The organism is Kitasatospora sp. NEAU-CNBT7 (genome assembly GCF_057220535.1).
The window spans coordinates 340,060-366,579 of the sequence record NZ_JBXQQB010000005.1; the positions used below are offsets into that span (position 1 = coordinate 340,060).

The following is a 26,520-nucleotide window of genomic DNA, read 5'->3' on the forward strand; positions in this document are numbered from 1 at the left end:
GGCCGCAGATCCAGCGGCTGAAGCGCCGGGCCGGGCCGCCACCCCGCCCCCGCCCCTCGTGCGATCATCCAACTGTGCGGCGTTGACCTGGGAGGACAGACTGTGGACATGGCAGCTCCCCCCACCCCAGGGGCTCCCCCCGCCCCCGGGGCACCCTCCGTCCCCGCGCTGATCCTGGCGGCCGGCGGCGGCCGGCGGCTCGGCGGACGCCCCAAGGCGCTGATCCGCTACCGCGGCCGGCCGCTGGTCGAGCACGCCCTGGCGGTGGCCCGGGCCGGCGGCTGCGGTCCGGCGGTGGTGGTGCTCGGCGCGGCGGCCGCCGAGGTCCGGGCCGCGGCCGACCTCGGCGGCTGCCGGGCCGTCGACAACCCCGACTGGGCCACCGGCATGGGCTCCTCGCTGCGGACCGGCCTGGCCGCCCTGCCGCCCGGCGCCCCGGCCGCGCTGGTGCTGCTGGTGGACACCCCGGGGGTCACCCCGGCCGCGGTGGCCCGGCTGCTGGCGGCGCACGCCGCCGGGGCGCAGCTGGCCGCCGCCGGGTACGCGGGCGTACGCGGGCATCCGGTGCTGATCGGGGCGCGTCACTTCGCCGAGGCGGGCGCCGGCGCGGTCGGCGACGCGGGCGCGCGGGCGCTGCTCGCGGCGCACCCCGGGGAGCTGCTGCTGGTCGAGTGCGGTGACGTCGCGACCCCGGAGGACCTCGACACCCCGGCGGACCTGGCCCGCTGGACGGGCCCGGCCGACTGACCGTCAGCCGTCCCGCGGCTCGCCGGTGGCGGTTGTACGACGGTGCGGGGCCCTCCTCCCACGGCGGGACCTCGCCCCCGAACTGTCCCGGAGGATTGCCGCATTCCGCGTCCTAACCTGCGCGAATGGGCGAGGATGGGAGGAATAGCCGCCCAGCCGACGGAACGGGGTGCCAGCCATGGCCGCAGTGCCGCTGCCCGACGACTTCAGCGAGCCGGCCCGGTTCGGGTCCAACCCGCCCTCGGGCGCGAGCGCCATCCGCTGCCCCGCCTGCCGCCGGGAGCACCTGTACGAGCCGCCGAGCCTGCCCTGCCCGTGCGGGGCCCAGCTGCGGGTGCCGCTGCTGCGCGGCGGGGTGCCGGTGCAGGTCCGGTTCCGCTCCTGGGAGGACTCCTGGCTGAGCATGCGGTGCCCGCACTGCGGCCGCAGCGACCAGTGGCCGCAGCCCGAGTTCACCTGCAACTGCGGCGCCACGGTCCGGCTGCCGGTCGACCGGGCGCCCCGGCTGCAGAGCACCGGGCTGCCCGGCGCACCGGCGGCGGGCCCGCAGGGCAGCCGGCCCGCGGCCGCCCGGCCGTACACCACGGCGGTGCCCTCGGACCCGGTCGAGCCCTCCGGGCCGCCGGGCGGGCACGGGCAGCGGCTGATGCGTCCGCCGTTCCGGCCGCAGCCGGTGCACACCTCGCAGGACGCGGTACTGACGGCGGCGCGCTACCTGCAGTGGCTGGGCTTCGACGACCTGGAGCTGACTGAGGGTCAGGACCGGGATGCGATCACGCTGTTGGGCGGTCACATGGTGGCCAGGGTGGACACCTGGGCGGAGCCGGCCGATGTGAAGGCGGTGGAGTGCCTGTGGCTCGAGACGCTGCACGCGGAGCAGGTGGCCGCCGCGATGTTCACCACGGCGGGCTACTCGCGGCAGGCGATGGTGCGCGGTGAGCAGTTGCTGGTCGCCCTGTTCACCCTGGACGCGGCCGGGATCCCGCAGGCGGCCAACGGCGCGGCCGAGGCGCTGATGGAGACCGGCTGGACCTCCTGACCTGCGCGCCCGAGGCCGGTCCCGGGTTCCGGGCCGTCCGTCGGCGGCCGGTGCAGCCGTTTGACGGACCGCCGGATTCCGGATCCCGTCGCGCTCGTGATCTGGTGCACAAGCTCACCCCCGTGTTGAATTGCGGCCACAGCGGGCCCGCTTGCCGAGAATCCCGCTTGCCGGATGGCGCACACAAGGAGGTGGCGTTGTCGGAGCACGGAACGGCCCCGGGGGGGACGGCGGGCGCGGTGTGGCGGCTGCGGTCGCGCGGCTGCTGGCAGGAGGCCGCGGAACTGCTCAGACCGGGCGCCGCCCACGACCCGGCCGCGGCCCTGCACCGCGCCGAACTCCTCATCGAGCAGAGCCTGTTCACCGCCGACCACTGGGAACCCGCCGAGGACGCGCTGCGGCTGGCGGAGGCCCGGGTGGCCGGGACGGAGCAGCGCGCCGCCGCGTCCTGCGCCCGTGGCTTCCTCGCCTACGTGGCCAGTGTGCTGGGTCCGCGCGACCGGCTGGACGAGGCGCAGGCCGCGCTCGGCCGGGCCTCGGCGATGCTGCCGCCGGCCTCGCCGCGCCGCCCGCTGCTGGACTTCCGGCGCGGACTGGTCGCCGAGAACCTGCTGCGCGACCCGGGGGCGGCCTGGATCGCGTACCGGCGGGCGCACGACGGCGCCGCCGAGCACGGGGACCGGCTGCTGCACTCGTACACCTGGCAGCACCTGGCGTCGCTGGCGCTGGCCGGCGGGGACCGCGAACGGGCCAGGGAGGGCTTCCGGGCCTCGCTGCGGCTGCGCGAGGAACTCGGCTTCACGGTCGGGGTGGCGCCGGTCCTGGCCGCGCTGGCCGACGCCTCGGACGGGACCGAGGCGGCCCGGCTGCGCGCCGAGGCGGCCCGGCTGGTCCAGGCGCTGGGCGGGGTACCGGTGTGGCTCGCGCGCCGGTTGCGTGCGCTGCCCGCGCCGGGCGCTCCGGCCGACGGGCGCATCGACCGGCCGGTGGCCGACGGGATCGGCTGAGCCGGCGGCGGTCCGGTCCCGGGGGCGTCGGCACCCGGGACCGGGAGGCCCGCCGCCGGGCCCGCACGGGGCCCCGGCGGGCGGAATTCCTTTTCGAACACCCGCACCGGGATACATTCTGACGATATTTCGATCCCGCGTTCGGAATTCCCTCTCCCCGGTGTATCGACGGCAAACCGGTCATTCCCTCCGCATTTCTCCGCCATGATGGTCCCCGCCCATCACTAGGCAGGAAAGCGAGGCTGGTTCAGGTCATGAGACTGTCGGACATACCGCTGGGCTGGGCCGTCGCAGGGGTGGCCACCCTGGTGGTCACCGCCATCCTGGTGGCCGTCGCCCGGACCCGGGCCGCCGCGGCAGCGGCGAGCAGCTCGGATTCCTGGGAGCGCAGCGAGGAGCGCCGACGGCGCAAGGAATCGATGTACGGCGGCGCCTCGTACGTCCTGCTGTTCTGCTGCGCGGCCGTCGCGGCGGCGCTGTCCTTCCACGGCCTGGTCGGGTTCGGCGTGCAGAACCTCAACCTCTCCGGCGGCTGGGAGTACCTGGTGCCGTTCGGCCTGGACGGCGCGGCGATGTTCTGCTCGGTGCTCGCCGTGCGGGAGGCCAGCCACGGGGACGCGGCGCTCGGATCCCGGCTGCTGGTCTGGCTGTTCGCCGGCGCCTCGGCCTGGTTCAACTGGGTACACGCGCCAAGGGGGTTCGGCCACGCCGGGGCGCCGCAGTTCTTCGCCGGGATGTCGCTGTCGGCCGCCGTGCTCTTCGACCGGGCGCTGAAGCAGACCCGGGTGGCGGCGCTGCGCGAGCAGGGCCTGGTGCCCCGTCCGCTGCCGCAGATCCGGATCGTGCGCTGGCTGCGCGCTCCCCTGGAGACGTACGCCGCCTGGTCGTTGATGCTCCTGGAAGGGGTGCGGACGCTGGACGAGGCGGTCGAGGAGGTCCGCGACGACAAGCGCCAGGCCGCGGTCAACCGCGAGCAGCGCCGGATGGCGCAGCGCCGTGAGCGGGCCGAGATCCGGGCGATCGGCCGGACCAACGGCGGGGTCTGGCGGCAGCGAGCGGCGCCGCGTCAGCTGGAGCACCATCTGGAGCACCAGCTGGAGGCCGGTTCGGAGCCTGCCATAGCCGGCGTCACCGAGCAGGAGCAGGACCAGGTCCTCGCCGCCCCGGCGGTCGAGGGGCGGGCCACCCAGCCCGGGCTGCCGGCCCGGCCGGCCCGCGGCGCGGACCGCAGCAGCGTCGACCTGACGCCGGAGGAGGACACCCTGGCCATCCCCCGGCTGGACTCGCTGGAGCAGAAGCTGAAGGACCTGGAGCAGCAGTTCGGCTGAGCCGGGGCCAAGGGGCCTCGGATGCAGGCTCCCTCGAGAGGGTCGGGCGGGTCACCGGAGCGCTCCTCCGGTGACCCGCCCGGCCGCGTACCACCCGACCGCGTACCACCCGACCGCGTACCACCCGGTGTACGGCGGCGCCGGGTGCGGGCCGTCAGCCCTCGGGGCCGGCGGCCGGCCCGGCGTCCGCCGAGAGTTCGAACCACATCCGCTTGCCGGAGCCGCGCGGCTCGACGCCCCAGCCGTCCGCGAGCGCCTCGACCAGCATCAGGCCGCGGCCCGAGGAGGCCTGCTCGCCCGGGGTGCGGCGGGTCGGCCAGAGGTCGGACTCGTCCTCCACCTCGACCCGCAGCCGGGCGCCGCTGCCGGGCTCCCGGTAGAGCCGCGCGGTGAACATCGCGTCCCGGTCGGTGTGCCGGATCGCGTTGGTGACCAGCTCGGAGGAGAGCAGCTCGGCGGTGTCGATCAGGTCGGGCACGCCCCAGCGGCGCAGCGCGTCCCGCAGCTCGCCGCGCAGCTCGGCGATCCGGGCCAGGTCGGCCTGGCCGATCCGGCGGCGCAGCTGCTGGGCGGCCAGGCCGCCGGCGGGACCGTCCCAGCGCAGCAGCAGCAGCGCTATGTCGTCCTCGCGTTCGCTGGAGTCGGCGGCCTGGGAGGCGATCCGGTCGGCGAGGTCCTCCAGCGGTTCGCGGGCGGCCTCGTCGATGCCGGGGAGCCGGCCGGAGATCGCCCGGCAGAGCCGGTCGAAGCCGGTGTCCAGGTCCATCCCGCGGGCCTCGACCAGCCCGTCGGTGCAGAGCACGACGGTCTCGCCCGGGTCGAGGCTGAACCGGGTGACCCGGTACTCCTCGTCGGGGGAGATACCGAGCGGCAGCCCGCCGGCGACCGGGACGAGGTGGGCGGAGCCGTCCGCCCGGCGGACCACCGGGTCGAGGTGGCCGGCCCGCACGGCGTAGACCACGCCGTAGTCGACGTTGACCTCGGCGTAGGTGCAGGTGGCGAAGTGGTCGGTGTCCAGGTCGGCGAGGAACCGGGAGGCCCGTGCCATCACGGCGGCCGGCGGGTGGCCCTCGGCGGCGTACGCGCGCAGCGCGATCCGCAGCTGGCCCATGATGCCGGCGGCGTGCACGTCGTGGCCCTGGACGTCGCCGATCACCAGGCCGACGTGGCCGCCGGGCAGCGGGACGACGTCGTACCAGTCGCCGCCGATCTGCAGGCCCGAACCGGCCGCCAGGTAGCGGACGGCGGTGGTGACGCCGGGGACGGCGGGGACGGTGCGCGGCAGCATCACCCGCTGGAGGCCCGCGGCGAGCTCGTGCTCGGCGTCGTGCAGCCGGGCGCGGGCCAGCGACTGGGCGACCAGGCCGCCCAGGGTGGACAGCAGGGTGCGCTCGTCGGTGTCCAGTTCGCGGTCGTCGTCGAAGCTGACCACGCAGACGCCGATCGCCCGGCCGCTGGCCACCAGCGGCAGGAAGGCCCAGGCGCTGCGGCCGGTGCTGCTGGCCCAGTCCCAGGCGTCGGGGTAGCGCTCCCGGTACTCGGTGCCGCTGGCGATGAAGATCGGCGCGCGGGTGCGGACCGCCTCGGCGAGCGGGTGGGCGGGGGCCAGCGGGGAGCGGTCGTACAGGGCGACGTCCTCCTCCCGGTAGCCGCTGGCACCCAGGATGGCCAGCCGGCCGGCCTCCATCGCGGCCAGCACCAGGCCGTCCGGCGGCAGGCCGGGCAGCGGCAGCTCGGTGAAGACCCGGGCCACGTCACGGACGGTGACGGCTTCGGCCAGCGCCCGGGCAGCCTCCTTGATGAAGCGCGAACGCTCCTCGCGCAGCGCGGCCAGCTCACCGGCGCGCTCGCGCTTGTGCAGTTCGACGGTGGCGTCCCAGACGAAGCCGACCATCCGGGAGGGCCGCCCGAAGGCGTCCGCCAGCACCCGGCCGCGGAACCGGACCGCGTGCAGCTCACCGCTGGGGAACAGGGTCCGGTAGTAGGCGCCGCACTGGCCGAGCTCGGCGACGGCCCGCTCGACCCGGCGGCGCACCACCGGCGCGTCCTCCGGGTGCAGCATGGCCAGGAAGGCGGCGGCGCTGCGGTCGAAGCGGTCGGCGTCCAGGCCGAGGATGGCGCAGGCCCGCGGGTCCGCCTCCAGCACGTCGTGCCGGATGTCCCAGTCGAAGGAGCCGATGCCGTTGGCGGCCATCGCCGGTTCGAGCCAGTCCGGCGTGGAGTCGCCGGTGCGGGTGGGCAGGCCGCGGGAGACCGCCGGGCCGATCCGGCTCATCGGCATGCCGGAAGCGGTGCGCAGCGGGTTGACCGCGGCAATGCTCCTGGTGGCCTGGGCCGGGGGGACGCGCCGGGCGGACCCGGGCGGCTCGGGCTCTGTGGCCATGCTTCTCCTGCCGCTGCCGGGGCATGCGGTCCGGTCGGTCGGACGGACTGCGTTAGCCGTGGGATTGGTCTGGCTGGTGTGCCTGCTGTGTCACGGTGACCGGTCGAGGCGCTTTTCTCCCCGCCGTCCCGGACACACATTCTCACTAGCCTCTCGTATGTTCGGCAAGGCGGCAATGCCGACGAACCATCCGGGGGACAATCGTGGACGATCCGAGTGACCTCGCGGCGCGGCGGGCCGCCTCCGGGGCCGCCATCGGCTTCCGGCCGCGGGGCCGGGGCGAAGCCGGGTCGGGGCGAAGCCGGCACCGAACGGGGCCGGGCCGGCTCAGGCCGCGTCGGCCCGGGCCGGGCCGAGCTCGAACCAGGTGACCTTCCCCTCGCCTCGCAGCTGGACGCCCCAGGCGTCGGCCAGCGAGTCCACCAGCAGCAGCCCGCGGCCGGAGGTGGCCCACTCCTCCGGGACCCGGCGGCCGGGCAGCCGGGTGGTGCAGTCCTGCACCTCGATCCGCAGCCGCTGCCCGGCCGTGAGCACCGCCTCCAGGACGGCCCCCTTGGTGGTGTGCAGCAGGGCGTTGGTCACCAGCTCCGAGGTGAGCAGCTCGGCGGTGTCCGCGAGCTCGGGCACGCCCCAGTGTCCGAGCGCGGCCCGGAGCCGGTGCCGGATCGCCCCGACGGCGACCAGGTCCGCCGGGGCGAAGGAAGCGTGCAGCCGGTGGTGCAGCACGCAGCCCGGCTCGTACACGGGTGTGCCGGTGCCCGCGTACGAGGGTGTGCCCTCGTGGCCGGGCGGGCCGGCGTCGTGGGGCGAGCTGTCGTCGTGGGGCGAGTCGTCCGGCGTGCTGTCGTCGTCGGACGTGCTGTCGTCGTGCGCGTGGCCGCGCTCGCGCTCGCGGTCGCGGTCCTGGTCATGATCGTGGTCGTGGCGGTCCTGATGGCCGTGGTCGTGCTGCTCGGGCCCGTCCGGCAGCCCGGGCCGGCCGGGGCGCGGGCCGGCTGCCGGGGCCGGGATCCGGGCGGGGCCGTCCGCGGAGGACGGGCCGCCACGGGGAAGCCTGCCGCCGGGGATGACCGGGCCGCTGCCCGAGGCCGAACGCTGTCGTGGAAACCTTGCCTGTCCATCCATCACGTACGCCCCCGCCCTTCTCCTGACGGCCGCGCCGAGTCCCCCAGCGGCGACGTCCGCTTGCCGACCATCCTCCTGCCCACTCTCGGGGGATGGCAACAGTGCATCCGCGTCCACCTGGGGTGAAGCGGGGCTCGGGGGCGGGCAAGTGATCCATCTGGTGCGGCCGACGAGGTTTGCGGTGTCCGATGACCAGTTCGGACCGGGAGCGCCCAGGCGTACGCCAGTCCCCCGCACGCCTCTTGACGCCCCATCAGCTCCAGGACTCGGCCGCCTCCCGGGTCAGGCGGTCCGCAGCACGTACTTGACCTCGGCCGAGCGGCCCTCCAACCGCCGGTGCGCCTCGGCCACCGCGTCCCAGCCGATCTGCTCGACCTCCGGACGCAGCGTGCCGTCGGCGACCAGCCGCAGCGCCTCGGCGAACTGGGCCCGGAAGAGGTCGGGCCGGCGGCCGATCAGCGCCCCCAGGTTGTAGCCCGCCAGCGAGTAGCTGTCGTACCAGACCTGGTTGGCCGCCATCGAGGTGTCCCGGTCGGCCGCGTCCCCGATCACCACGTGCCGCCCGAGCACGGCGAGCAGCGGGCGGATCCGCTCCCGGAGCGGGCCGCCGATCGGGTCGACCACCACGTCGAATCCCTGACCGTCCGTCAGCTCCATGGCCTGCGACTCGATTTCTCCGTAGGTGAGCGCCCGGTGGTAGCCGCGCCCGGCCGCGGCGGCGGCCCGCTGAGGGGTGCTCGCGGCGCCGACCACCAGGCCCGCACCGTAGGACCGGGCGAGGTCGCCGAGCAGGGCGCCGAGCGCCCCGGCAGCGCCGAGCACCAGGACGCGCTCCCCCTCGGCGAGCCGGGCGGCGCCCCGGAGCGTACCGACGGCGGTGGTGCCGTTGCAGGCGGTGGCGGCCGCCAGGAGCGGGCTCAGGCCGGCCAGCGGGCCCTCCAGCGCGATGGTGGTCGCGGCGCTCGCGACCGCCTGCTCGGCATGGCCGCCGAAGCCGGTGAGCACGGCCGCGACCGGGGTGCCGATCTCGAGTCCGGTCACCCCGTCACCCAGGGCGGCCACGGTTCCGGCGGCCTCGATGCCGGGCACGGCGGGCAGCCCGAGCGGGAACCGCCCGCGCCGGAACATCACGTCGGCGAAGTGGACCCCACTGTGGGTGACATCGATGAGCACCTCGCCGGGCCCCGGCTCGGGGGCCTCGATCTCGACCGTCTCCAGGACCTCCGGGCCACCGGTACGGGTGTAGCGGACAGCGCGCACGGCTGCTCCCCCTCAGTTCGATCTCCCCGTCCACCCCGATACAGAGGCAGACCACACCCGAAAGGGCGTGTTCTTATTTGTATCAGAGTTCTGTCATAACCCCGACCATGGAGACCCACGGAGGCTCGCAGAGGCCCGCAGCCGCGGGCGATCGGGGCGAGATGGCGGCCCGGCGGCGCGCCCGGCACGCGGACCGGCCCGGAAGGAGGAACGCTGGACATGACGGCCGGGCCCGGGTTCAATGGGCCGCAGATGTTTGAACGCCGTTCTAACCTGACCACCCACCGGCACCCGTGAGCGAGGAACCGTGCGACTGACCCCCACCGAACGGGACCGGCTGCTGATCTTCACGGCGGCCGAACTGGCCCGCGCCCGCCGTGCCCGCGGCGTGAAACTGAACGTGCCCGAGGCCACCGCACTGATCGCCGACACCGTCTGCGAGGCCGCCCGCGACGGGCGGCGCCTCGCCGAGGCGATCGAGGCCGGACGCACCGTCCTGGGCGCCGACGACGTGCTGCCGGGCGTACCGGACGTGGTCACCGTGATCCAGGTCGAGGCCGTCTTCGACGACGGCACCCGGCTCGCCGTGGTCAACGACCCCTTCCGGGGGCGCGGCTCGCTCGGCGACGACGCCCCCGGCGCGGCCCTGGCCGGCTCCGGCGCGGGCTACGACCCGGTCGAGGAGACCGTGGTGCTCCCCGTGCACAACACCTCCGCCGTCCCGATCTCGGTCACCTCGCACTTCCACTTCTTCGAGGCCAACCCGCGGCTGGCCTTCGACCGCGAGGCGGCATACGGCACCCACCTGGCCGTGCCGGCCGGCTCCTCGGTCCGCTTCGACCCGGGCGCCACCGTGGAGGTCGGCCTGGTCCCGATCGGCGGCGCCCGGGTCGCGATCGGCTTCGCCGGCCTGGTCGACGGCCCGCTGGACGCCCCCGGCGCCCGGCAGGCCGCCCTGGCGAAGGCCCGCGCGACCGGCTACCTGACCACCTTCGACGAGTCGGAGGTGGAGTCGTGACCGGCCGTCCCGCCCCCGTCACCCCCGCGTCCCACACCCCGGAGGCCGGCGCATGAGTGCCATCACCCCCCACGACTACATCGCGGTGCACGGCGCCCGCACCGGTGACCGGATCCGGCTCGGCGACTCCGGACTGATCATCCGGGTCGAGTCGGACTCGCAGGAGCCCGGCAACGAGTTCCTGGCGGGCTTCGGCAAGACCGCCCGCGACGGCCTGCACCTCAAGGCCACCGCCGTCCGCGAGACCTGCGACGTCGTGATCAGCAACGTGGTCGTGATCGACGCGGTGCTGGGCATCCGCAAGACCTCGATCGGCATCCGCGACGGCCGGATCGTCTCGATCGGCCGGGCCGGCAACCCGGACACCATGGACGGCGTCGACGTCGTGGTCTCCACCGGCACCACGATCGTCTCCGGCGAGGGCATGATCGCCACCGCGGGCGCCATCGACACCCACGTCCACCTGCTCTCGCCGCGGATCATGGAGGCCTCGCTCGCCTCCGGCGTCACCACCATCATCGGCCAGGAGTTCGGCCCGGTCTGGGGCGTCGGCGTCAACTCCCCCTGGGCGCTGCGCCACGCCTTCAACGCCTTCGACGCCTGGCCGGTCAACATCGGCTTCCTGGGCCGCGGTTCCTCCTCCGACCCGGCGCCGCTGATCGAGGCGCTGGCCGAGGGCGGCGCCTCCGGCTTCAAGGTGCACGAGGACATGGGCGCCCACACCCGCGCCCTGGACACCGCGCTGCGGGTCGCCGAGGAGTACGACGTCCAGGTCGCCCTGCACACCGACGGCCTCAACGAGTGCCTGTCCGTCGAGGACACCCTCGCCGTCCTGGAGGGCCGCACCATCCACGCCTTCCACATCGAGGGCTGCGGCGGCGGACACGTCCCCAACGTGCTGAAGATGGCCGGCGTCGAGAACGTCATCGGCTCCTCCACCAACCCCACCCTGCCGTTCGGCCGCGACGCCCTCGGCGAGCACTTCGGCATGATCGTCTCCGCCCACGACCTCAAGGTCGACCTCCCCGGCGACGCCGCCATGGCCCGCGACCGCATCCGGGCCGGCACCATGGGCGCCGAGGACGTGCTGCACGACCTCGGCGTCATCGGCATCACCTCCTCCGACGCCCAGGGCATGGGCCGGGCCGGCGAGACCGTCCGCCGCACCTTCGCCATGGCCGGCAAGATGAAGGCCGAACTCGGCCCCCTCGACGGCGGCTACGGGACCACCGACGGCGGCGACGACAACGAACGCGTCCTGCGCTACATCGCCAAGCTCACCATCAACCCCGCCATCGCCCACGGCCTCTCCCACGAGGTCGGCTCCATCGAGGTCGGCAAACTGGCCGACCTGGTGCTCTGGCGGGCCGACCACTTCGGCGCCAAACCGCAGCTGGTGCTCAAGGCCGGCTTCCCCGCGTACGGCGTGACCGGCGACCCCAACGCCTCCACCGACCGCTGCGAACCCCTGGTCCTCGGCCCGCAGTTCGGCGCCCACGGCGCCACCGCCGCCGACCTCTCGGTCGCCTTCGTCGCCCAGGCCGCCGCCGACGGCTCGTACCTGGACGTCGCCGCCGACCAACTCCCCACCCGCAGAAGGCGGGTGGGCGTACGCAACACCCGCGGCATCGGACCGCGCAACATGGTCCGCAACGCCCGGACCGGCCAGGTCCAGGTCGAGGCCGACACCGGCCTGGTCTCGCTGGACGGCGCCCCGCTGCGCTCCGAACCCGCCGACAGCGTCTCGCTCAGCCGCCTCTACTTCCTCTGAGACCTCTGCCGGGGCTCTCTTCCTCCACACCCTCCCCCACCGCTCACCGCTGACTGCTTAGGACCCGCCACTCATGACCACTCCCGCCTCGCTCGGCTACCGGATGCCCGCCGAATGGCACCCGCACGACCGCACCTGGATGGCGTTCCCCACCGACAACCAGACCTTCGACACCCCCGACCACCTGCACGCCGCCCGACAGGCCTGGGCGCAGGTCGCCAACACCATCGTCCGGTACGAGCCGGTCACCCTGATCGTCAACACCGGTGAGAGCGCGGCGGCCCGGGAGTACGTCGCGCCCGAGGTGGAGATCGTCGAGAAGCCGCTGGACGACGCCTGGATGCGCGACATCGGCCCGACCTTCCTGATCGACGGCAAGGGCTCGGTCGCCGCCGCCGACTGGATCTTCAACGGCTGGGGCGCCCAGTCCTGGGCCAGCTGGGACAAGGACCAGCACATCGCCGAGCACATCACCGAACTGACCGGCGTCCAGCGCTTCGCCTCCCGCCTGATCAACGAGGGCGGCGGCATCCACGTCGACGGCGAGGGCACCGTGCTCGTCACCGACACCGTCCAGCTCGGCGAGGGCCGCAACTCCGACTGGACCCGCGAGGAGGTCGAGGCCGAGCTGCACGCCCACCTCGGCACCACCAAGGCCGTCTGGGTCCCGCGCGGACTGACCCGCGACTACGACGAGTTCGGCACCCGCGGCCACATCGACATCGTCGCCTCCTTCGTCCGGCCCGGCGTCGTGGTCGCCCACGTCCAGCCGGACCCCGCCCACCCGGACCACGAGGTCTGCCGCGAGATCGTGGCCGGCCTGCGCGCCGCCACCGATGCCCAGGGCCGCCCCCTCGAGGTCATCGAACTCCCCGCCCCCACCGTCCTGACCGACGAGGACGGCGAGCCGGTCGACTACTCGTACATCAACCACTACGTCGGCAACGGCGTGGTCGTCCTGTGCGCCTTCGACGACCCCCGCGACCAGGAGGCCGCCGCCATCCTCGGCAAGGCCTACCCGGGCCGCGTCATCGAACTGGTCGACGCCCGCGAGATCTTCGCCAACGGCGGCGGCATCCACTGCATCACCCAGCAGCAGCCGAAGGCCTGACAAGTTGTGAGGTCAGCTGCCCTGACCTGCATCTATGCCCTTTAACATTTTGCCGGCCCCTGCACGAAGTTGCTGCAACCCGGCAGCAGCTCCCGAAGATCATCTCCCGGGCTCTCCCATTCGATCCCGAGAGGGGGCCGGAGCCGAGTCGTCGAGCGCCTTGGGGCGCCTGGACCGACTCGGCTCCGGCCGTTCGCGGCGAGGACTCCACTCCACCTCGCACGCCCACGCGGTGGTCAGATGCCCACCGACCTGCCGAAATGGGTCCTTGCCAACAGGTCGGACTCGGGATCCGCACCCACCGCACCACCCTCGGGATCACCCAGGAGCGTTTGGCGGAGCGGGCTGGCCTGGACCGGCACACCATCTACCGCACCGGGCCGGCACCAACTCCGTCAGCATCGATGCGCTCCTGCTCATCGCGCACGCCCTCGGCGTCCCGCCAGACCGCCTGTTCCGCGACGAGTAGCCGGCCGCCCCGGCATCCGATGTGGTCGGTAATCGAGTCCGCGAAGCGGTTCAGCACCTCGGTGAACAGCCCGACGCCGTAGTCGCCACACACCACGCAGTACCCGGTGTCCGGAAATCGCTCCGACTCAGCCACGGATCCGCCGGTTGTCCCACGCCACGCTGAAACTGGTCCACGTCACCAGGCTGCCCCACGCGTCCGCATGCGGGGTGCCGTCCGGGTTGAGGACGTACCAACGGCTGATGATCTCGTTGAAGCGGACGCCGAAGCCCACGACCGGGGGCTGCTCGACGAACGCCAGGGCAACGGTCGGCGCCGCAGCCGTCACCGGGCCGATCAGGCTCACCGGGCCACGTCCAGGTGTGTAGTGCACAGCACGGTGTCGCGGACGACGCCCGGCCCGGCCGGTTGTGGCGGGCCGGGGTGCAGCGGCGGTTCGGAGATGCCGCATGTCGAGCAACGGTCCGAGATCTCCGAGATCGGGATCAGGTGCTCAGGATGTGTGTCGGTCACGCTCTGATCGTCGGCCGTAACCCATGGACGTCCTACCGCGTTTGCGGGACGTTTGGGACGCCCCGCCGGTACACCTTGACTCGTCCCCGCAGACAGGAGAGGTGGCCCGTGAACGAGCGCCTGAGAGCAGCCATGGTGCGTGCGAACATGACGGAGTCCCAGCTCGCGCGTACCTGCGGGGTCGACCCCAAGACGGTCAGCCGCTGGATCTCGGACCCCACACGCGTGCCCCATGCCCGACACCGCTCCGCCGCGAGCCGAGCGCTCGGCGTGGAGGAGGTGGCCGTGTGGCCCACCGTGCAGACGATGGTGAAGACCGGCCCCGACCGGGAGATCGTCCAGGTCTACCCCTACCGGTCCGCCGCGCCCGCCTCACTATGGCGGCAGCTCATCTCCAAGGCCGAGCGGGAGATCTCCTTCGCCGGCTACACCAACTACTTCCTGTGGCTGGAGCACGCGAACCTCGGCGCCCTGCTTCGGCGGAAGGCCGAGGCCGGCTGCCGAATCCGGTTCGTCCTCGGCGACCCGGCGAGCCCGATCACCCGACAGCGGGAGATCGAGGAGGACGTGCCGCTGACCCTGTCGACCCGGATCGAGGTGACGCTGTCGGAGCTGGCGAAGCTGCGAGACACCACAGTCGAGGCCCGCTATGAGACCGGGCACGTCAGCCTGTCGGTGTTCCGCTTCGACCAGGACATGATCGTCACACCGTTGCTACCCGGACGGATCGGCCACGACGCCCCGATGATGCACCTGCGGCGGGCCCAGGACGACGGAATTTTCGACAGGTTCGCCGGGCACGTAGAGGATCTGTGGAGCAAGGGTCGCGACATTTGGACGATGGAGGTACAGCATGCCGAGGCGTGACTTCGAGGACGATCCGGACGCGCCGAAGGCCAACAGCCTCGTACCGGCTGCATCCGTCGTGGTGGTCGGCGACGACGGCCGGGTGCTGCTGCAGCGCCGCGCCGACAACGGCATGTGGGCCCTGCCCGGCGGGAAGATGGAGCTGGGCGAGTCGCTGGCGGGCTGCGGAATCCGGGAGACCCTGGAGGAGACCGGGATCCGGATCGAGATCACGGGCATCGTCGGCACGTACACCGACCCCGGACACGTCTTCGCCTACGACGACGGCGAGGTCCGTCAGGAGTTCTCGATCTGCCTGCTCGGCCGTCCGGTCGGCGGGACGATCGCCGTGTCGGACGAGTCCACCGAGGTCGCCTGGTTCACCCCGGAGGAGACCAACGGCCTGCCGATGCTGGACAGCATTCGGAAGCGGCTCACGGACTGGCGCGCAGGCGGCCCGGTCGTACGCTGACCCGTCGGTGCTGTCTCGCCGCCCACCTATTGCCCGCGGGCGCAGCTTCGTCTGCGGGACGCGAGTCGGTGAACTGCCGCCGATCATGGTGGGTCGCACGCTACGGTCGGTGCACAGGAGGTGGCAGTTTGTCAGAATCGCAGCCCTGTACCGCGTGCCACGGCGCGGGAGGCACCGAGAAGGTGACGCACACCGTCGAGCTGGATGCCGAGGGCGACCAGGTGCACCGGCAGGACCGGCACTGGTCGGCGTGCAGTCTGTGCCACGGTGCGACGGTGATCCAGTGATGCGGCTGCTGTTCGTCTGCCAGCACTGCGGCGCCCGCTATCTGACGCCGGCCGACCTGGTCCGTTCCGGGGGCGGCCGGGCCAGTGCCGTCTGGTGCGGCCCGTGCCAGGCGGCCGCCCGGGACGGCGGTGTCGCCGAGCCGGCCGAGCTGGCGGCCGTCGCGATGCTGCTGGCGGTTCGCGCGCTCCGCGCCGCCCTGGCCGCCCGGGTGCGGCGGGAGGCGGCCCGGCGGCCCGACCGGCGCCCGACCCGGCCGGCCCGCACCGGCCGCGGCCGGGCCCGTCCCGGCGGGGCCCGGACCCGGCTGGGCTGACAGCTGTCGGCAGGCGGCAGCCGGCGAGGCGCCCGTGCCACCTGTACGGGTGAACCGGGGCCGGACGGGGGTGCGACCGGCCGTCCGGGCCGTGTCGCCGACCGGGCCAGCGGGCCGGGTTGGCTGATGATGCGCCATATGACGAGAAGCTCATCAGTCGCGGTCGCGTTGCGGATCGCCTGCGCGATGGTCCTGTTCACCGGCGTACCGGCCGCGACGGCCTCGGCCGCCTTCGCCGCCCCGCGCCCTGACACCGGCCCGCCCACCGCCGGAGGCGCCGGGTCCGGCGACCCGTACTTCCCGCTCGCCGGGAACCAGGGCTACGACGTGGCGCACTACGACCTGGACCTCGACTTCACCCCGGCGACCCACCACCTGGCCGCCGAGGCGACCATCCGGGCGACGGCGCAGCAGTACCTGCGCAGCTTCGACCTGGACTACTCGGGGCCGGAGATCACGGGTGTCGAGGTGGACGGGCGGCCGGCCCGGTTCCGGCGCGACGGCCAGGAGTTGGTGGTCGAGCCGGTCCGGCCGCCGCGCCCCGGCGAGGGCTTCACGGTGAAGGTCGCGTACCAGGGCGTTCCGCAGCGGATCTCGGACCCCGTGCTCGGCGACTACGGCTGGCTGAACACGGATGACGGTGCCGTCGCCCTCAACGAGCCGGACGGCGGCCGGACCTGGTACCCGGTCAACGACGACCTGAACGACAAGGCCACCTACACCTTCCGGATCACCACCCCGTCCGGGGTGAAGGCCCTGGCCAACGGGGAGCAGCACGGTGCGGCACAGGTCCACGGCGACCGGTCGACCGTGACCTGGGAGATGCGGCGGCCGATGGCGAGCTACCTGTCGATGGTGGCGATCGGGGACTTCCGGGTGACCCGGGGCGAGGCCGGCGGCGTTCCGTCGGTGACGGCGTACGACCCGGCGGCCGGGGGCGATGACACGTTCCTGCGGGCGACGACGGAGCGGGCGCTGGTGGAGCAGGCCCGGCGGTTCGGCCGGTACCCGTTCGACTCGGTGGGCGGGATCATCGACCGGATCGGGGTCGGGTACGAGCTGGAGACCCAGAGCCGCCCGGTGTACGACGGTGAGCCGGAGGAGCTGGCGGTGGTGCACGAGATCGCGCACCAGTGGTTCGGCGACTCCGTCACCCCGCGCACCTGGCGGGACATCTGGCTGAACGAGGGGTTCGCGACCTTCGCCGAGTGGCTCTGGCAGGAGGACCACGGCGGCCCGACCGCTCGGGAGACCTTCGACGGCTACTACGCGACGCCGGCCGCGGATCCGTTCTGGCGGCTGAAGACCGGCGACCCCGGGCACGACAACATCTTCGACCAGGACGCGGTCTACACCCGGGGGGCGATGACCTTGCAGGCGCTGCGCGAGCTGATCGGCGAGCGGGACTTCGCCACCCTGCTGGCCGAGTGGCCGGCCCGGCACCGCTACGGCAACGCCGACAGCTGCGACCTGCGGGAGCTCGCGGAGCAGATCTCGCACCGGGACCTGGGGTCCTTCTTCGACGCCTGGCTGTACACCGCGGCCAAGCCCGCGCCGCCGGCCTGAGGCCGGCTCGGGCCGCACCCAGGTGCGCCGCCGGGCGGTCGGCCCGGCGGGTGCGGCGCGGTTCCGCGGCCCGGCGGTACCGCGTCGATACGCTGGCGCCATGCAACGGCTCGTCCTGGTGGACCTGGACCACACCCTCGTCGAACGCCGGTGCCCGACCACCGAGTGGACGGCCGACTTCTGCGCCGGGCAGGGCCTGCCGCCCGCCGCCGAACCGGCGGTCCTGGCGGCACCGACACCGGAGACCTTCGAGCGGCTGGCGGCGGCGCACGGAACGGCCCGTTCCGGGCCGGAGCTGTGGACGCGGTACGTGGACGGGCTGGCGGAGCGGGTGTACGTGCTGCCCGGCGCACTGGAGGCGGTCGGCCGGCTCCGGGCGGCCGGCTGGACGGTGACCGTGCTGACCAACGGGTACACCGCGATCCAGGGCGCCAAGCTCGCCAGGACCGGTCTGCTGGGGGCCGTGGACGCGGTCTGCATCTCGGAGGAGGCCGGCGCCCGCAAGCCCGACCCGGAGATCTTCCGGGTCGCGGCCCGGCGTTCGGGCCACGACCTGGCGGCGGGGGCCTGGATGGTCGGCAACAACCCGGCCACCGACATCCTGGGCGCGCAGGCGGCGGGCGTCGGGACCATCTGGATCTCACCGGAGCTCCCCTGGCAGGCCGACCACCCCGCGCCGGACCACGCGGTCCCCGACGTACCGGCGGCAGCCGAGGTGCTGCTCGGCCTGGCCGGCTGACCCCGCGTCGGACGTCGCGCACGGCCGCGCGGGCGGGCGGAGGGGCGGGTACGGCGGGTACGGCGGCACGCGGGCACGGCGGGTGTGGGCCGGGAACCTTACGGAGGTGCTGGGCTGACGTTCCGTCCGATGGTCGGCGGGGGTTGCGGCAAGCGCCACGAGGCTGTCGCCCGCGGGTGCAAGAATGCGATCACGTTCGATCGATCATGGGGGATTCGCTATGCGCATGTTGACCAAGAGCCTGCCGGTGGCGCTGATCGGCGCCGCACTCGCGACCGCGAGCAGCACCTCGGGCGCAGCCGCCGCCGGGCACACCCGCGGCCTGGAGATCGCCGTTCCGGCGTACGTCGCGCCGGGCCACCCGATGCTGACGGCCATCCGGTCCGCGCAGCCCGCGGCATCGGTCGTGATCCTCAACCCGAACAACGGCTACGACCCGTTCGACGCCACCTGGCAGGCCCAGGCCGACACGCTCCGCACCGCCACCACCGCCACCGGCGGCCACACCAAGGTGCTCGGCTACGTCGACACCGACCACGGCAACCGCTCGCTCGCCGCGGTGAAGGCGACCGTCGACAACTACCTGAAGACCGCCGACCACAAGGTCCACGTCGACGGCATCTTCTTCGACCAGTCCGGCCGCGACTGCGGCACCGACAACGCACTGCGCGACTACTACCTCGCCCTGCGCACCTACGTGCAGGAGACCGTCTCCGCGCTCGACCCGGAGGTCGAGGAGATGGTGGTCGACAACCCCGGCACCGCCGTCGCCGACTGCTACCTGGAGCCCGGCCACCGCACCGCCGACACCTTCGTCACCTTCGAGAACACCTACGCCGCGTACACCGGCGCCGGCTGGCTCGGCGGCAACGTCTTCAACTACAACGTGGGCTACTACTCGGGTGCCGCCCTCGACCCGAGCGGCACCGCGTTCTGGCACCTGGTGCACACCACCCCGGACGCCACCGCGATGCACGACGCCCTCGACAAGGCCTTCGACCGCGGCGCCGGCTACGCCTACGTCACCGACGACGTGATGCTCAACCCGTGGGACGCCACGCCGAGTTGGGGCTTCGCCGCGCAGAGCGCGTACGCCGCCACCAAGGGCTGACGCCGCACGTCCGCCGGGGCCCGGCCCCTGCATGAGGGCCTCATGAAGGCGGAGGGCCATGTGCCGGCCGCGACCGGCTCCGGCCCGCCGACCGCACGGAGAACCGGCCCTGCGGCGGCACCACGTATCGTGAGTGGTCGTGCCGAACAGCCGGGAGGAACAGCAGATGGCGGAGCCACGGGCGCGCCGCGCTGCCCGGCCGCGCGAGGAGGTGTTCGCGGCGGCCCGCACGGCCATCGCCGAACACGGGCTCGCCAAACTCACCATGGCCGGACTCGGCAAGCAGCTCCAGATGAGCGCCGGACACCTGCTCTACTACTTCGGCAGCAAGGACCAACTGCTGCTGGAGACCCTCCACTGGAGCGAGGAGCAGCTCGGCGAACGCCGGCGCGCCGCCCTCGCCCGGCCCGGCGCGACGGGCCGGGAACGGCTGGCCGCCTACGCCGGGCTGTACCTGCCCGAGGGGCCCGGTGACCCGCGCTGGATCCTGTGGGTCGAGGTGTGGGGGCGCTCCCCAGCCAGCGCCGAGATCCGGCAGGGCCAGCAGGCGATCGAGGTCCCGTGGCACGCCGATCTGGTCGGCGTGATCGAGGACGGCGTGGCCGCCGGCGAGTTCACCCTCGTCGGAGCGCGGCCCGGCCCCGCGCCGGAGTCGGCACCCGCCGGGCCGGAGAACGCGCCCGCCGGGCGGGGTTCGGTCCAGGACGTCGCGACGCAGATCAGGGCACTGCTGGACGGTTTCGCGGTACCGATCGCGATCGGCCTGCCCGGTGCCGGCCGGGACGACGCCCTGGCCCAGGTGGCCGCGGTCGCCGCGGCGCTGCTCGGACCGCGCCGGTCCGCGCCCGGCCCCGGCGGCCCGTGACCGGAGCCGGTCGGCTCACTCCGTCCAGAGCGCGGCGGCCGTCCGGTCGTCGGCGTACCCCTTGGCCCTGACCTGTACCTGGCGCAGGAAGTCGACCGTGCCGGGCGGGTGCGGATGCGCCCAGTGGTTGGACAGGAAGTGCGCCACCGCCGGCTCCTCGGCGATCGGCGCGGCCAGACCAGGGGTGCAGAGCAGCAGGATGTCCCCGGGCGTGGCCGGTACCAGCCGGAACCGGAACGGCCGGGGCGTGGGCGCCGGAGCGGGCGGCAACGGAGGCTGCCCGTCGGGATGGTGCAGCAGCCGGGCCGCGTACGCGTCGATCCAGTGGCCGGAACGGAGCAGGTAGAGCGCGCCCGGGCCGGTGCCGAAGGCGGCCCGGTGGGTGGCCGCCGGATCGAGCGAGACCAGCATGCAGTGCAGCGCGCCCCGGTCCGCCTCGTCGCCTCCGAGGCCGCCGTCGCCGAGGTCGCCGAGGCCGGCCCCGGGCGCAGCGCCCGCCCGGTCGGGACCGTCCGCGGTGGGGTGGACCGTGGTGGGGTCGACCGCGGTGGGGTCGACCGCGGTGGCGAGCGGGCCGGAGGCCAGGACGGTCAGCCGCTGCAGCCCGTACCGGAGCCGGTCGCGCGCGCCGGCCCGGAGGTCCGCGGCCAGCTCGCTGCGGCTGCGGCCGATCGCCGCGGCGAGACGGCGGGCCGCCTCCGCGGCCGACCCGGCACCGGCCTCGGCGGACTCCCGCCGCCCGGGTGCCGCCAGCACCGCCAGCAGCAGCCCGTCCTCGCCCTCGCCGAAGCGCGTGACCAGCAGGGCGTCCCGGCGCGGCTCACCGCGATACCGGGCGGAGTCACCGCGCACCGAGGCCGCCCGCAGCGTCGCGGACCCGTACTGGGCGCCGTCCAGTGCGGTGTCCGGCACCAGGGCGGCCAGGGTCGCCGGCTCGGCCGCGGGAAGCGCGGTCGGCTCGGGACCGTACGTGGGCGGACGGTCGCCGACGTGCGGCACCGGGGGCTCGACGCGAGGGCGGCGCAGCGGCTGGAACGGCTGCGCGGGCCGTACGGGCCCGGCAGCCGGGGCGGGCGTGGAAGGGGCGGGGGCCGGAGTGGGGGCCGGAGTGTGCGTGGGGGCCGGGGCGGGCGCCGGCTGCGGCTCGGCCTCGACGGTGGCGGGCGCCGGGACAGGTTTGGGGACGGGCTCGGGCTCAGGCTCGGGCTCGGGCTCGGCTACAGGTACCGGTGCGGGTTCGGGTTCGGGTTCGCCCGCGGGTACAGGTACCGGTGCGGCAGGCTCAGCGGTCACCGCAGCTGCGGGGCCGGTGGCCTCGGGCGGGCGGGGAACGGAACCGGCCGTGCGCGGGGCGCCGATCACACCGGCCGCCGAGTTGAACCAGTCGTCCACACTGCCCGCGTCCGGTACCGCGTCGGGGGTGTCCGGCAGGGTGCCGGCCGGGCCCTGGTAGACCGCGTGCCACCAGCCGTCCTCCGGCCGCAACTGCGGGTGTGCACCCTGGTCGCCCAACTGGCCGCTCCTCGTCCGTGTGTGCCGTCTGCCGAGCGTGTGCCGACCGCCGAGCGGCCCCTCGTGCCGGTCTCGTCGTCATTGTTCCCGACCGGAACCGACCGTGTCCGGGATTCCGCGACAACCGGCCACCCCGTGGGAGGGGCGTTCCGGCCATCCCGGGGGACGATCCGTCCGGGCTTGTCGGAAGTGCCCCAGCCAGGCGTGATGAGGCGGCAACCCGCGTGCGACCAGCAGGCCCAGGAAGGCCGACGAGGGGCATCACATCACTCGTTCGGCTGATTAATATGTGCGCATGACCGTGCCAGGGCCGACCGTACCCCCGCCGGGGAGAGCCGCACCCGCGGTCCCCCGTCCGGCCGTGGTGCTGTGGTCCCTGCTCGTGATCGGCCTGATGGCGCTGCTGCCCTGCGCCGACCGGTCCGGCGCCGTCGGCCCGCACCCGGCCGCCGCCGCGCTCCCGGTGACCACGGTCGTCGGCCACGCCGTCGCGGACCACCAGGACCGCCGGCAGGAGCGCCACCACGGCCGGGCCCGGTCGGCGGCCCAGCCCGGCTCGGAGAACGCCCCGCTGACCTGGTGCACCGCCGACGGCGGGCACCCGATCCCGGGCAGCGGCTGCTCGAACCACCCGTTCTGCGGACCCGAGGCCCAACTCCCCAACGCTCCCCCGCAGCCCGCCACCGTGGTGGCGGCCCGGCTGGTCCCGGCCCAGGTGCCGACCGCGGCCGGGGCCTGCGCCGGGGCACTGCACGGCCCCGACCACTCGCCCGACCTGCACGTCCTCCAAGTCAACCGGACCTGAGCGGAACCCACCGCCGGATCACGGCCGACCCCGCTCGGCCCGGCGGCTCCGCCGCACCCCACCACCCCGCACACCGCTGTGCCAGAACGCACGGCGGGGACAAGGACATCCCATGGGTTCCGCCTCCAAGCAGTCCAAGCAGTCGTCGAACCGGCAGGGCCGCGCCGACCAGGCCGCCGACCGCCGGGCCCGGATCGCCGAGCTGCGCGCCGCCGAGGAGCGCCGCGACAAGCGCAACAAGTTCATCGCCATCGGTGTGGCCACCGTGCTGATCGGCGGCATGGTCGCCGTCGGCGGCTGGATCGCGCTGGACGCCAAGCAGAAGCGGGACGACAAGAAGGCCGCCGCCGCGGCCGCCGACAAGGCCCGCAAGGACGCGGCGAACGCCCCGATCGACGGCGTCCAGACCTTCGACAACCTCTCCCGCAACCACGTCAGCACCAAGGTCACCTACCAGCAGACCCCGCCGGTCGGCGGCGACCACAACCCGGTCTGGCTGACCTGCATGGGCAACGTCTACGACCAGCCGGTGCAGAACGAGAACGCCGTCCACTCGCTGGAGCACGGCGCGGTCTGGGTCACCTACAACGCCAAGGCCACCCCGGACGACATCAAGGCGCTCTCGGAGAAGGTCAAGGTCACCCCGTACTCCTTCATGAGCCCGTACCCGGACGAGGCCGGCACCATCACCCTCAACGCCTGGGGCACCCAGCTGAAGGTCGACAGCGCCACCGACCCGCGGGTCGAGCAGTTCTTCACCAAGTACGTGCAGGGGCCGCAGACCCAGGAGCCCGGCGCGTCCTGCAGCAACGGGGCCATGAAGTGACCCCGGCCGGGAAGAACCGCCCGGACGCCGACGCCGCCACCAAGGCCGACACCACCACGGCAGCCGGGTCCGAGGAGCTCAGCGCCGGACCGGCCGGGACGCCCCGTCGCCGGCTCTGGTGGCCGGCCGCGCTGGCGGCCGTGGTGGCGCTCGGCCTCGGTCTGCCCGCCCTGCTGGCGGGCGGGCCGCCCGCCTCCGGGACGGCGGTCACCGCCGCCGCGACACCCGCCACCGACTCCCCGGAGGCGGGCTTCGCCCGGGACATGGCCGCCCACCACCAGCAGGCGGTGGACATGTCGTTCATCGTCCGCGACCGGACCACGGACGAGGCCGTCCGCACGCTGGCCTTCGACATCATCAACACCCAGGCCAACCAGCGCGGCATGCTGATGGGCTGGCTCGACCAGTGGGGGCTGACCCAGACCTCCGCGGCCAAGCCGATGGCGTGGATGGGCCACACCTACGAGGCGCACGACGGCTCGCTGATGCCCGGCATGGCGACCAACACCGAGCTGGACCGGCTCCGCTCGCTCAGCGGCCGGGACGCCGAGGTCTGGTACCTGCAGCTGATGATCGAGCACCACAAGGGCGGGCTCGGGATGGCCCAGGCGTACGTCGACGCCAGCACCAACCCGGCCGAGAAGCGGCTCGCCCAGACGATGATCAACGGGCAGCAGGCCGAGATCGGCCTGATCACGGACATGCTCGCCGAACGGGGTGCCAAGCCGCTCACCACCTGACAGCTGCTCACCTGAGAGCTGTCACCTGACGCCACGGGCCCGGCGGCGACGACACGCCGCCGGGCCGCCACCGGGGTGGGCCTGACCACGGCGGTCCGGCCCACCCCGGTCGCATGCCCGGGACGTTCGAACGCCCGACGTGCGCAGCGGCCCAACGTGCACACCGCCGACGTGCACAGCCCCCAACGTGCGCAGCGCGACAGGGCGCACGGCGCCGCGTCAGCTCCGGGCGGCGGGCCGGTCGGAGGCGCCCGCGAACCCGGCGGCCGCGAGCGCGATCACCGCGAGCAGCAGCAGGACCGCCCGGCCACCGGACCGATGGCCCGCCAGGTGGACACCCAGTACCGGCAGCGCGGTGCCCAGTGCGGTACCGAGGCTGCGGACCGTGTTCACCATGCCGCCGCCGACCGCCGAGCTCTCCGCCGGGATCGCCCGCATCACCAGCGCGTTGTTGGCGGGCAGCAGCAACCCGAGCCCGAACCCCACCACCAGCAGGGCCGGTACGGCGGTGCCCGCCCCGATCGGGAACAGCGCCATCGCGCCCAGGCCCGCGGTCGCACCGAGCGCGCCCACCCGGCACCGCGTGGCGTCGGTGCACCGGCGCGGCAGCAGCAGGCCGCCGAATGTGGCGGCGACCGCGAAGGCGCCCGGCAGCGCGGTGATCACCAGGCCCGCCGTGGTCACCGGCACACCGGCGCCGGCCAGCATCACCGGGCCGAGCACCAGCGGACAGAACAGCAGCAGGTACCCGACCAGCGCGAGCACCAGACCCGCCCTGATGCCAGGGGTGTTGACCAGACCCGGGGCGATGATCGGACGGTCGGCCCGCTGCTCCTGGCGCACCAGGGCCACCGAGAGCACCGCCGAAGCGACCAGCAGCACCAGCACCGCCCAGCCCGGCAACGGGAGCCCGGAGGCGGTCGACAACGCCAGCAGCAGGGTGGCCGACGCACCGGCGAGCAGCAGCAGCCCCGCCAGGTCGAACCGCCCCTCCTCCGCCACGGCAGCACGGAGCTCCGCGGCACACGGCTGTACGGGCGCCGGTCCAGGCACGGACGCGGGTGCCGGTAGCGGTACGGGCGCCGGAGGTACGGGCACCGGTGCGGGCGCGGCGGCGGATGCCGTCGGGCGGGTGCGTGGCAGCAGGAACCAGCCGGCCAGGATGCCGAGCAGGCCGATCGGAACGTTGATCCAGAAGGCCCACCGCCAGGAGGCGTGGGTCACCAGCAGGCCGCCGAGCGTCGGGCCGAGCGCCAGGCCGAGCGCCTGCGCGGCGGCCTGGATGCCGAGCGCGGTCCGCATCGCGCGCGCCGGCACCCCACGGGCGACCAGCGCGACGCTGTTGGCCTGCATCATCGCGCCGCCGACCGCCTGGACCGCGCGGCAGACCACCAGCAGGCCGAGGCTGCCGCACAGACCCGCGGCCAGCGAGGCGAGCGCGAAGACGGCGAACCCGCCGAGGTAGACCGTCTTCCGGCCGACCGCGTCGGAGAGCCTGCCGACCGGCGCGAGCAGGGCCACCAGGACCAACAGGTACGCGAGCGCCGCCCACTCGACCTCGGCCAGGCCGGCGTGGAAGCCCTCCTGCAGCGCCGGGAACACCAGGGCGGTGATGCTCGCGGTGAGCTGCCCGAGGAACGCGCCGACGCAGACCGTACCGACGGCGAGCCAGTGCGCGTACGGCCAGGCGGCAACCGCTCGCGGGCGCGGCCGCTCGGCGAGCAGCGGGCTGTCGAGCAGGCGGCGGGCGGGGGCAGGGGTCGACACCCGGCCAATATATCGCCCGCAGAGATAATCCGGAACAGAGAGGTTCCAGCCACGATCGGATCCGATGCCGAGCAGATCTACCGCCGAGTAGATCCGACCCCGAGCAGATCAGGCCCCGAGCAGATCGGGCCTCGACCGGATCGGGCGCCAAGCGAATCGGGCACCAAGCGGATCTACTCCGGAGCTGGTCAGCGGCCGACCGGACGTCGGCGACCGGATACGCTGTCCGCCATGCCGCCGCAGCCTACGCCTGTTCCACCGCCGTCCGAACCCTCGGTACCGGGGTCATCCGCCCTGGAGGAGTCGGCCCGGCTGGCCCGCGCGCAGCGGCTGACCGATGTGATCACCCGGCTCCGCCGCGCGCTGCGCAGCAGCATCCGGACGGACTACCCGTGGGAGTCGCTCCCGATGGCGCAGGTGGAGCTGTTGCAGACGCTCGCCACCGCGCCGCTGCGGGTGGGTGAGCTGGCCGAACGGCAGCGGCTGGCGCCGAACACCGTCAGCGGGCTGATCGGGAAGCTCCTGGACGCCGGCTTTGTGGACCGCCAGGCCGATCCGGGTGACCGCCGGACCGCCCGGATCGCGCTGACCGAAGCCGGCCACCGGCAGTTGCAGGACTGGCGCCAGGCCCACGAGCGCCGCCTCGCCGATGCACTGGAGAGCCTCTCCCCCGAGAACCGGGACGCCGTCATGCTGGCCCTGCCCGGACTGGAGCAACTCGCCCGCTCCCTCACCAGCGGCAGTGGAAGTGGAAGCAGCGGCGGAATCAGCGCCGCCGGCAGCAACGCCGGCAGCAGCAGCGCCGCCACGGTGACCGGGTCCGGCACCGCCTGACGGCACCGGCGGACGGCACCGGCCCCGCTCGAAGGCCCGCCCACGCGGACCAGCGCAGGCCGACC

The 26,520-nt window shown here is 74.1% G+C and carries 26 protein-coding genes; 18 read left to right on the plus strand and 8 right to left on the minus strand.

Features of this window, described 5'->3' with window-relative positions:
• Positions 1 to 108 precede the first annotated feature (108 nt).
• The 4 genes from AC2TEW_RS09795 (at position 109) to AC2TEW_RS09810 (ending at position 4,121) form a co-directional block, all read left to right on the plus strand.
• Positions 109 to 747, plus strand: coding sequence for a nucleotidyltransferase family protein (locus AC2TEW_RS09795; RefSeq protein WP_484622960.1), 639 nt, complete (start codon positions 109 to 111; stop codon positions 745 to 747).
• Positions 748 to 925: 178 nt separating this feature from the next.
• On the plus strand, positions 926 to 1,786 hold the full coding sequence (locus tag AC2TEW_RS09800; RefSeq protein ID WP_484622961.1) for a hypothetical protein: 861 nt from the start codon (positions 926 to 928) through the stop codon (positions 1,784 to 1,786).
• 197 nt (positions 1,787 to 1,983) lie between these two features.
• Positions 1,984 to 2,793, plus strand: coding sequence for a hypothetical protein (locus AC2TEW_RS09805; RefSeq protein ID WP_484622962.1), 810 nt, complete (start codon positions 1,984 to 1,986; stop codon positions 2,791 to 2,793).
• Between the two features lie 254 nt (positions 2,794 to 3,047).
• The gene (locus AC2TEW_RS09810) at positions 3,048 to 4,121 is read left to right on the plus strand and encodes a DUF2637 domain-containing protein (protein ID WP_484622963.1); all 1,074 of its coding nucleotides are present in this window, start codon (positions 3,048 to 3,050) and stop codon (positions 4,119 to 4,121) included.
• A 154-nt stretch (positions 4,122 to 4,275) separates the two neighbouring features.
• On the opposite strand, the gene AC2TEW_RS09815 is transcribed toward AC2TEW_RS09810, so the two are convergent.
• The 3 genes from AC2TEW_RS09815 to AC2TEW_RS09825 form a co-directional block, all read right to left on the minus strand.
• A complete protein-coding gene (locus tag AC2TEW_RS09815; RefSeq protein WP_484622964.1) occupies positions 4,276 to 6,504 on the minus strand; it encodes a SpoIIE family protein phosphatase in 2,229 nt (742 codons plus the stop codon).
• A 327-nt stretch (positions 6,505 to 6,831) separates the two neighbouring features.
• Complete coding sequence (locus AC2TEW_RS09820; RefSeq protein ID WP_484622965.1) at positions 6,832 to 7,629, minus strand: ATP-binding protein; 798 nt, start codon at positions 7,627 to 7,629, stop codon at positions 6,832 to 6,834.
• Positions 7,630 to 7,911: 282 nt separating this feature from the next.
• Positions 7,912 to 8,889: a quinone oxidoreductase family protein gene (locus tag AC2TEW_RS09825; protein ID WP_484622966.1), complete on the minus strand. Its 978-nt coding sequence runs from the start codon at positions 8,887 to 8,889 to the stop codon at positions 7,912 to 7,914.
• A 307-nt stretch (positions 8,890 to 9,196) separates the two neighbouring features.
• Between AC2TEW_RS09825 and AC2TEW_RS09830 the strand changes: the two genes are divergently transcribed.
• The 3 genes from AC2TEW_RS09830 to AC2TEW_RS09840 all read left to right on the plus strand — a co-directional run bounded on the left by AC2TEW_RS09830 (position 9,197) and on the right by AC2TEW_RS09840 (position 12,789).
• Entirely contained in the window at positions 9,197 to 9,907 is a 711-nt protein-coding gene (locus AC2TEW_RS09830) for an urease subunit gamma (protein WP_484622967.1), read from the plus strand.
• Between the two features lie 52 nt (positions 9,908 to 9,959).
• Positions 9,960 to 11,678 (plus strand): urease subunit alpha, encoded by a 1,719-nt coding sequence (locus AC2TEW_RS09835; RefSeq protein ID WP_484622968.1) that lies wholly within the window; start codon positions 9,960 to 9,962, stop codon positions 11,676 to 11,678.
• Positions 11,679 to 11,751: 73 nt separating this feature from the next.
• Entirely contained in the window at positions 11,752 to 12,789 is a 1,038-nt protein-coding gene (locus tag AC2TEW_RS09840) for an agmatine deiminase family protein (protein ID WP_484622969.1), read from the plus strand.
• 367 nt (positions 12,790 to 13,156) lie between these two features.
• On the opposite strand, the gene AC2TEW_RS09845 is transcribed toward AC2TEW_RS09840, so the two are convergent.
• From AC2TEW_RS09845 to AC2TEW_RS09855, 3 genes are read right to left on the minus strand one after another with little or no spacing between them, the layout of a single operon-like run.
• Positions 13,157 to 13,393: a hypothetical protein gene (locus AC2TEW_RS09845; RefSeq protein WP_484622970.1), complete on the minus strand. Its 237-nt coding sequence runs from the start codon at positions 13,391 to 13,393 to the stop codon at positions 13,157 to 13,159.
• On the minus strand, positions 13,386 to 13,604 hold the full coding sequence (locus AC2TEW_RS09850; RefSeq protein ID WP_484622971.1) for a hypothetical protein: 219 nt from the start codon (positions 13,602 to 13,604) through the stop codon (positions 13,386 to 13,388). Before AC2TEW_RS09850 ends, AC2TEW_RS09845 begins: the two co-directional genes overlap by 8 nt.
• Positions 13,601 to 13,771 (minus strand): hypothetical protein, encoded by a 171-nt coding sequence (locus AC2TEW_RS09855; RefSeq protein WP_484622972.1) that lies wholly within the window; start codon positions 13,769 to 13,771, stop codon positions 13,601 to 13,603. The genes AC2TEW_RS09850 and AC2TEW_RS09855 overlap by 4 nt, the downstream gene beginning before the upstream one ends.
• 108 nt (positions 13,772 to 13,879) lie before the next feature.
• Between AC2TEW_RS09855 and AC2TEW_RS09860 the strand changes: the two genes are divergently transcribed.
• From AC2TEW_RS09860 to AC2TEW_RS09890, 7 genes are all read left to right on the plus strand, one after another.
• Positions 13,880 to 14,638, plus strand: a complete 759-nt coding sequence (locus AC2TEW_RS09860) for a helix-turn-helix domain-containing protein (protein WP_484622973.1) — start codon at positions 13,880 to 13,882, stop codon at positions 14,636 to 14,638.
• Positions 14,625 to 15,089, plus strand: a complete 465-nt coding sequence (locus AC2TEW_RS09865; protein ID WP_484622974.1) for an NUDIX hydrolase — start codon at positions 14,625 to 14,627, stop codon at positions 15,087 to 15,089. The genes AC2TEW_RS09860 and AC2TEW_RS09865 overlap by 14 nt, the downstream gene beginning before the upstream one ends.
• A gap of 286 nt (positions 15,090 to 15,375) precedes the next feature.
• Positions 15,376 to 15,690 carry a hypothetical protein gene (locus AC2TEW_RS09870; protein ID WP_484622975.1) on the plus strand — a complete coding sequence of 105 codons (315 nt, stop codon included), beginning with the start codon at positions 15,376 to 15,378 and terminating at the stop codon, positions 15,688 to 15,690.
• Between the two features lie 138 nt (positions 15,691 to 15,828).
• Entirely contained in the window at positions 15,829 to 17,256 is a 1,428-nt protein-coding gene (locus tag AC2TEW_RS09875; protein ID WP_484622976.1) for a M1 family metallopeptidase, read from the plus strand.
• Between the two features lie 100 nt (positions 17,257 to 17,356).
• Positions 17,357 to 17,995, plus strand: a complete 639-nt coding sequence (locus AC2TEW_RS09880) for an HAD family hydrolase (protein WP_484622977.1) — start codon at positions 17,357 to 17,359, stop codon at positions 17,993 to 17,995.
• A 226-nt stretch (positions 17,996 to 18,221) separates the two neighbouring features.
• Complete coding sequence (locus AC2TEW_RS09885) at positions 18,222 to 19,106, plus strand: spherulation-specific family 4 protein (protein WP_484622978.1); 885 nt, start codon at positions 18,222 to 18,224, stop codon at positions 19,104 to 19,106.
• A gap of 166 nt (positions 19,107 to 19,272) precedes the next feature.
• The gene (locus AC2TEW_RS09890) at positions 19,273 to 19,971 is read left to right on the plus strand and encodes a TetR/AcrR family transcriptional regulator (protein ID WP_484622979.1); all 699 of its coding nucleotides are present in this window, start codon (positions 19,273 to 19,275) and stop codon (positions 19,969 to 19,971) included.
• A gap of 15 nt (positions 19,972 to 19,986) precedes the next feature.
• On the opposite strand, the gene AC2TEW_RS09895 is transcribed toward AC2TEW_RS09890, so the two are convergent.
• Positions 19,987 to 21,483, minus strand: coding sequence for a protein phosphatase 2C domain-containing protein (locus AC2TEW_RS09895; RefSeq protein ID WP_484622980.1), 1,497 nt, complete (start codon positions 21,481 to 21,483; stop codon positions 19,987 to 19,989).
• Positions 21,484 to 21,778: 295 nt separating this feature from the next.
• On the opposite strand from AC2TEW_RS09895, the gene AC2TEW_RS09900 reads away from it, so the two are divergent.
• The 3 genes from AC2TEW_RS09900 to AC2TEW_RS09910 all read left to right on the plus strand — a co-directional run bounded on the left by AC2TEW_RS09900 (position 21,779) and on the right by AC2TEW_RS09910 (position 23,854).
• The gene (locus tag AC2TEW_RS09900) at positions 21,779 to 22,288 is read left to right on the plus strand and encodes a hypothetical protein (protein ID WP_484622981.1); all 510 of its coding nucleotides are present in this window, start codon (positions 21,779 to 21,781) and stop codon (positions 22,286 to 22,288) included.
• Between the two features lie 112 nt (positions 22,289 to 22,400).
• Positions 22,401 to 23,114, plus strand: coding sequence for a thioredoxin-like domain-containing protein (locus AC2TEW_RS09905; protein ID WP_484622982.1), 714 nt, complete (start codon positions 22,401 to 22,403; stop codon positions 23,112 to 23,114).
• A 131-nt stretch (positions 23,115 to 23,245) separates the two neighbouring features.
• On the plus strand, positions 23,246 to 23,854 hold the full coding sequence (locus AC2TEW_RS09910; RefSeq protein WP_484623017.1) for a DUF305 domain-containing protein: 609 nt from the start codon (positions 23,246 to 23,248) through the stop codon (positions 23,852 to 23,854).
• 219 nt (positions 23,855 to 24,073) lie between these two features.
• On the opposite strand, the gene AC2TEW_RS09915 is transcribed toward AC2TEW_RS09910, so the two are convergent.
• Complete coding sequence (locus tag AC2TEW_RS09915) at positions 24,074 to 25,621, minus strand: MFS transporter (protein ID WP_484622983.1); 1,548 nt, start codon at positions 25,619 to 25,621, stop codon at positions 24,074 to 24,076.
• A 231-nt stretch (positions 25,622 to 25,852) separates the two neighbouring features.
• Between AC2TEW_RS09915 and AC2TEW_RS09920 the strand changes: the two genes are divergently transcribed.
• Positions 25,853 to 26,455, plus strand: a complete 603-nt coding sequence (locus tag AC2TEW_RS09920; protein WP_484622984.1) for a MarR family winged helix-turn-helix transcriptional regulator — start codon at positions 25,853 to 25,855, stop codon at positions 26,453 to 26,455.
• The last annotated feature ends 65 nt before the right edge of the window (positions 26,456 to 26,520 follow it).

What these genes read in the sequence shown, in the direction of transcription:
- AC2TEW_RS09795 (WP_484622960.1), top strand. Translation starts at nt 109, where the DNA reads ATGGCAGCTCCCCCCACCCCAGGGGCTCCCCCCGCCCCCGGGGCACCC.
- AC2TEW_RS09890 (WP_484622979.1), top strand. Translation starts at nt 19,273, where the DNA reads ATGGCGGAGCCACGGGCGCGCCGCGCTGCCCGGCCGCGCGAGGAGGTG.
- AC2TEW_RS09880 (WP_484622977.1), top strand. Translation starts at nt 17,357, where the DNA reads ATGCAACGGCTCGTCCTGGTGGACCTGGACCACACCCTCGTCGAACGC.
- AC2TEW_RS09905 (WP_484622982.1), top strand. Translation starts at nt 22,401, where the DNA reads ATGGGTTCCGCCTCCAAGCAGTCCAAGCAGTCGTCGAACCGGCAGGGC.
- AC2TEW_RS09875 (WP_484622976.1), top strand. Translation starts at nt 15,829, where the DNA reads ATGACGAGAAGCTCATCAGTCGCGGTCGCGTTGCGGATCGCCTGCGCG.
- AC2TEW_RS09835 (WP_484622968.1), top strand. Translation starts at nt 9,960, where the DNA reads ATGAGTGCCATCACCCCCCACGACTACATCGCGGTGCACGGCGCCCGC.
- AC2TEW_RS09885 (WP_484622978.1), top strand. Translation starts at nt 18,222, where the DNA reads ATGTTGACCAAGAGCCTGCCGGTGGCGCTGATCGGCGCCGCACTCGCG.
- AC2TEW_RS09840 (WP_484622969.1), top strand. Translation starts at nt 11,752, where the DNA reads ATGACCACTCCCGCCTCGCTCGGCTACCGGATGCCCGCCGAATGGCAC.
- AC2TEW_RS09865 (WP_484622974.1), top strand. Translation starts at nt 14,625, where the DNA reads ATGCCGAGGCGTGACTTCGAGGACGATCCGGACGCGCCGAAGGCCAAC.
- AC2TEW_RS09820 (WP_484622965.1), bottom strand. Translation starts at nt 7,629, where the DNA reads ATGGATGGACAGGCAAGGTTTCCACGACAGCGTTCGGCCTCGGGCAGC.
- AC2TEW_RS09900 (WP_484622981.1), top strand. Translation starts at nt 21,779, where the DNA reads ATGACCGTGCCAGGGCCGACCGTACCCCCGCCGGGGAGAGCCGCACCC.
- AC2TEW_RS09815 (WP_484622964.1), bottom strand. Translation starts at nt 6,504, where the DNA reads ATGGCCACAGAGCCCGAGCCGCCCGGGTCCGCCCGGCGCGTCCCCCCG.
- AC2TEW_RS09870 (WP_484622975.1), top strand. Translation starts at nt 15,376, where the DNA reads ATGCGGCTGCTGTTCGTCTGCCAGCACTGCGGCGCCCGCTATCTGACG.
- AC2TEW_RS09800 (WP_484622961.1), top strand. Translation starts at nt 926, where the DNA reads ATGGCCGCAGTGCCGCTGCCCGACGACTTCAGCGAGCCGGCCCGGTTC.
- AC2TEW_RS09920 (WP_484622984.1), top strand. Translation starts at nt 25,853, where the DNA reads ATGCCGCCGCAGCCTACGCCTGTTCCACCGCCGTCCGAACCCTCGGTA.
- AC2TEW_RS09810 (WP_484622963.1), top strand. Translation starts at nt 3,048, where the DNA reads ATGAGACTGTCGGACATACCGCTGGGCTGGGCCGTCGCAGGGGTGGCC.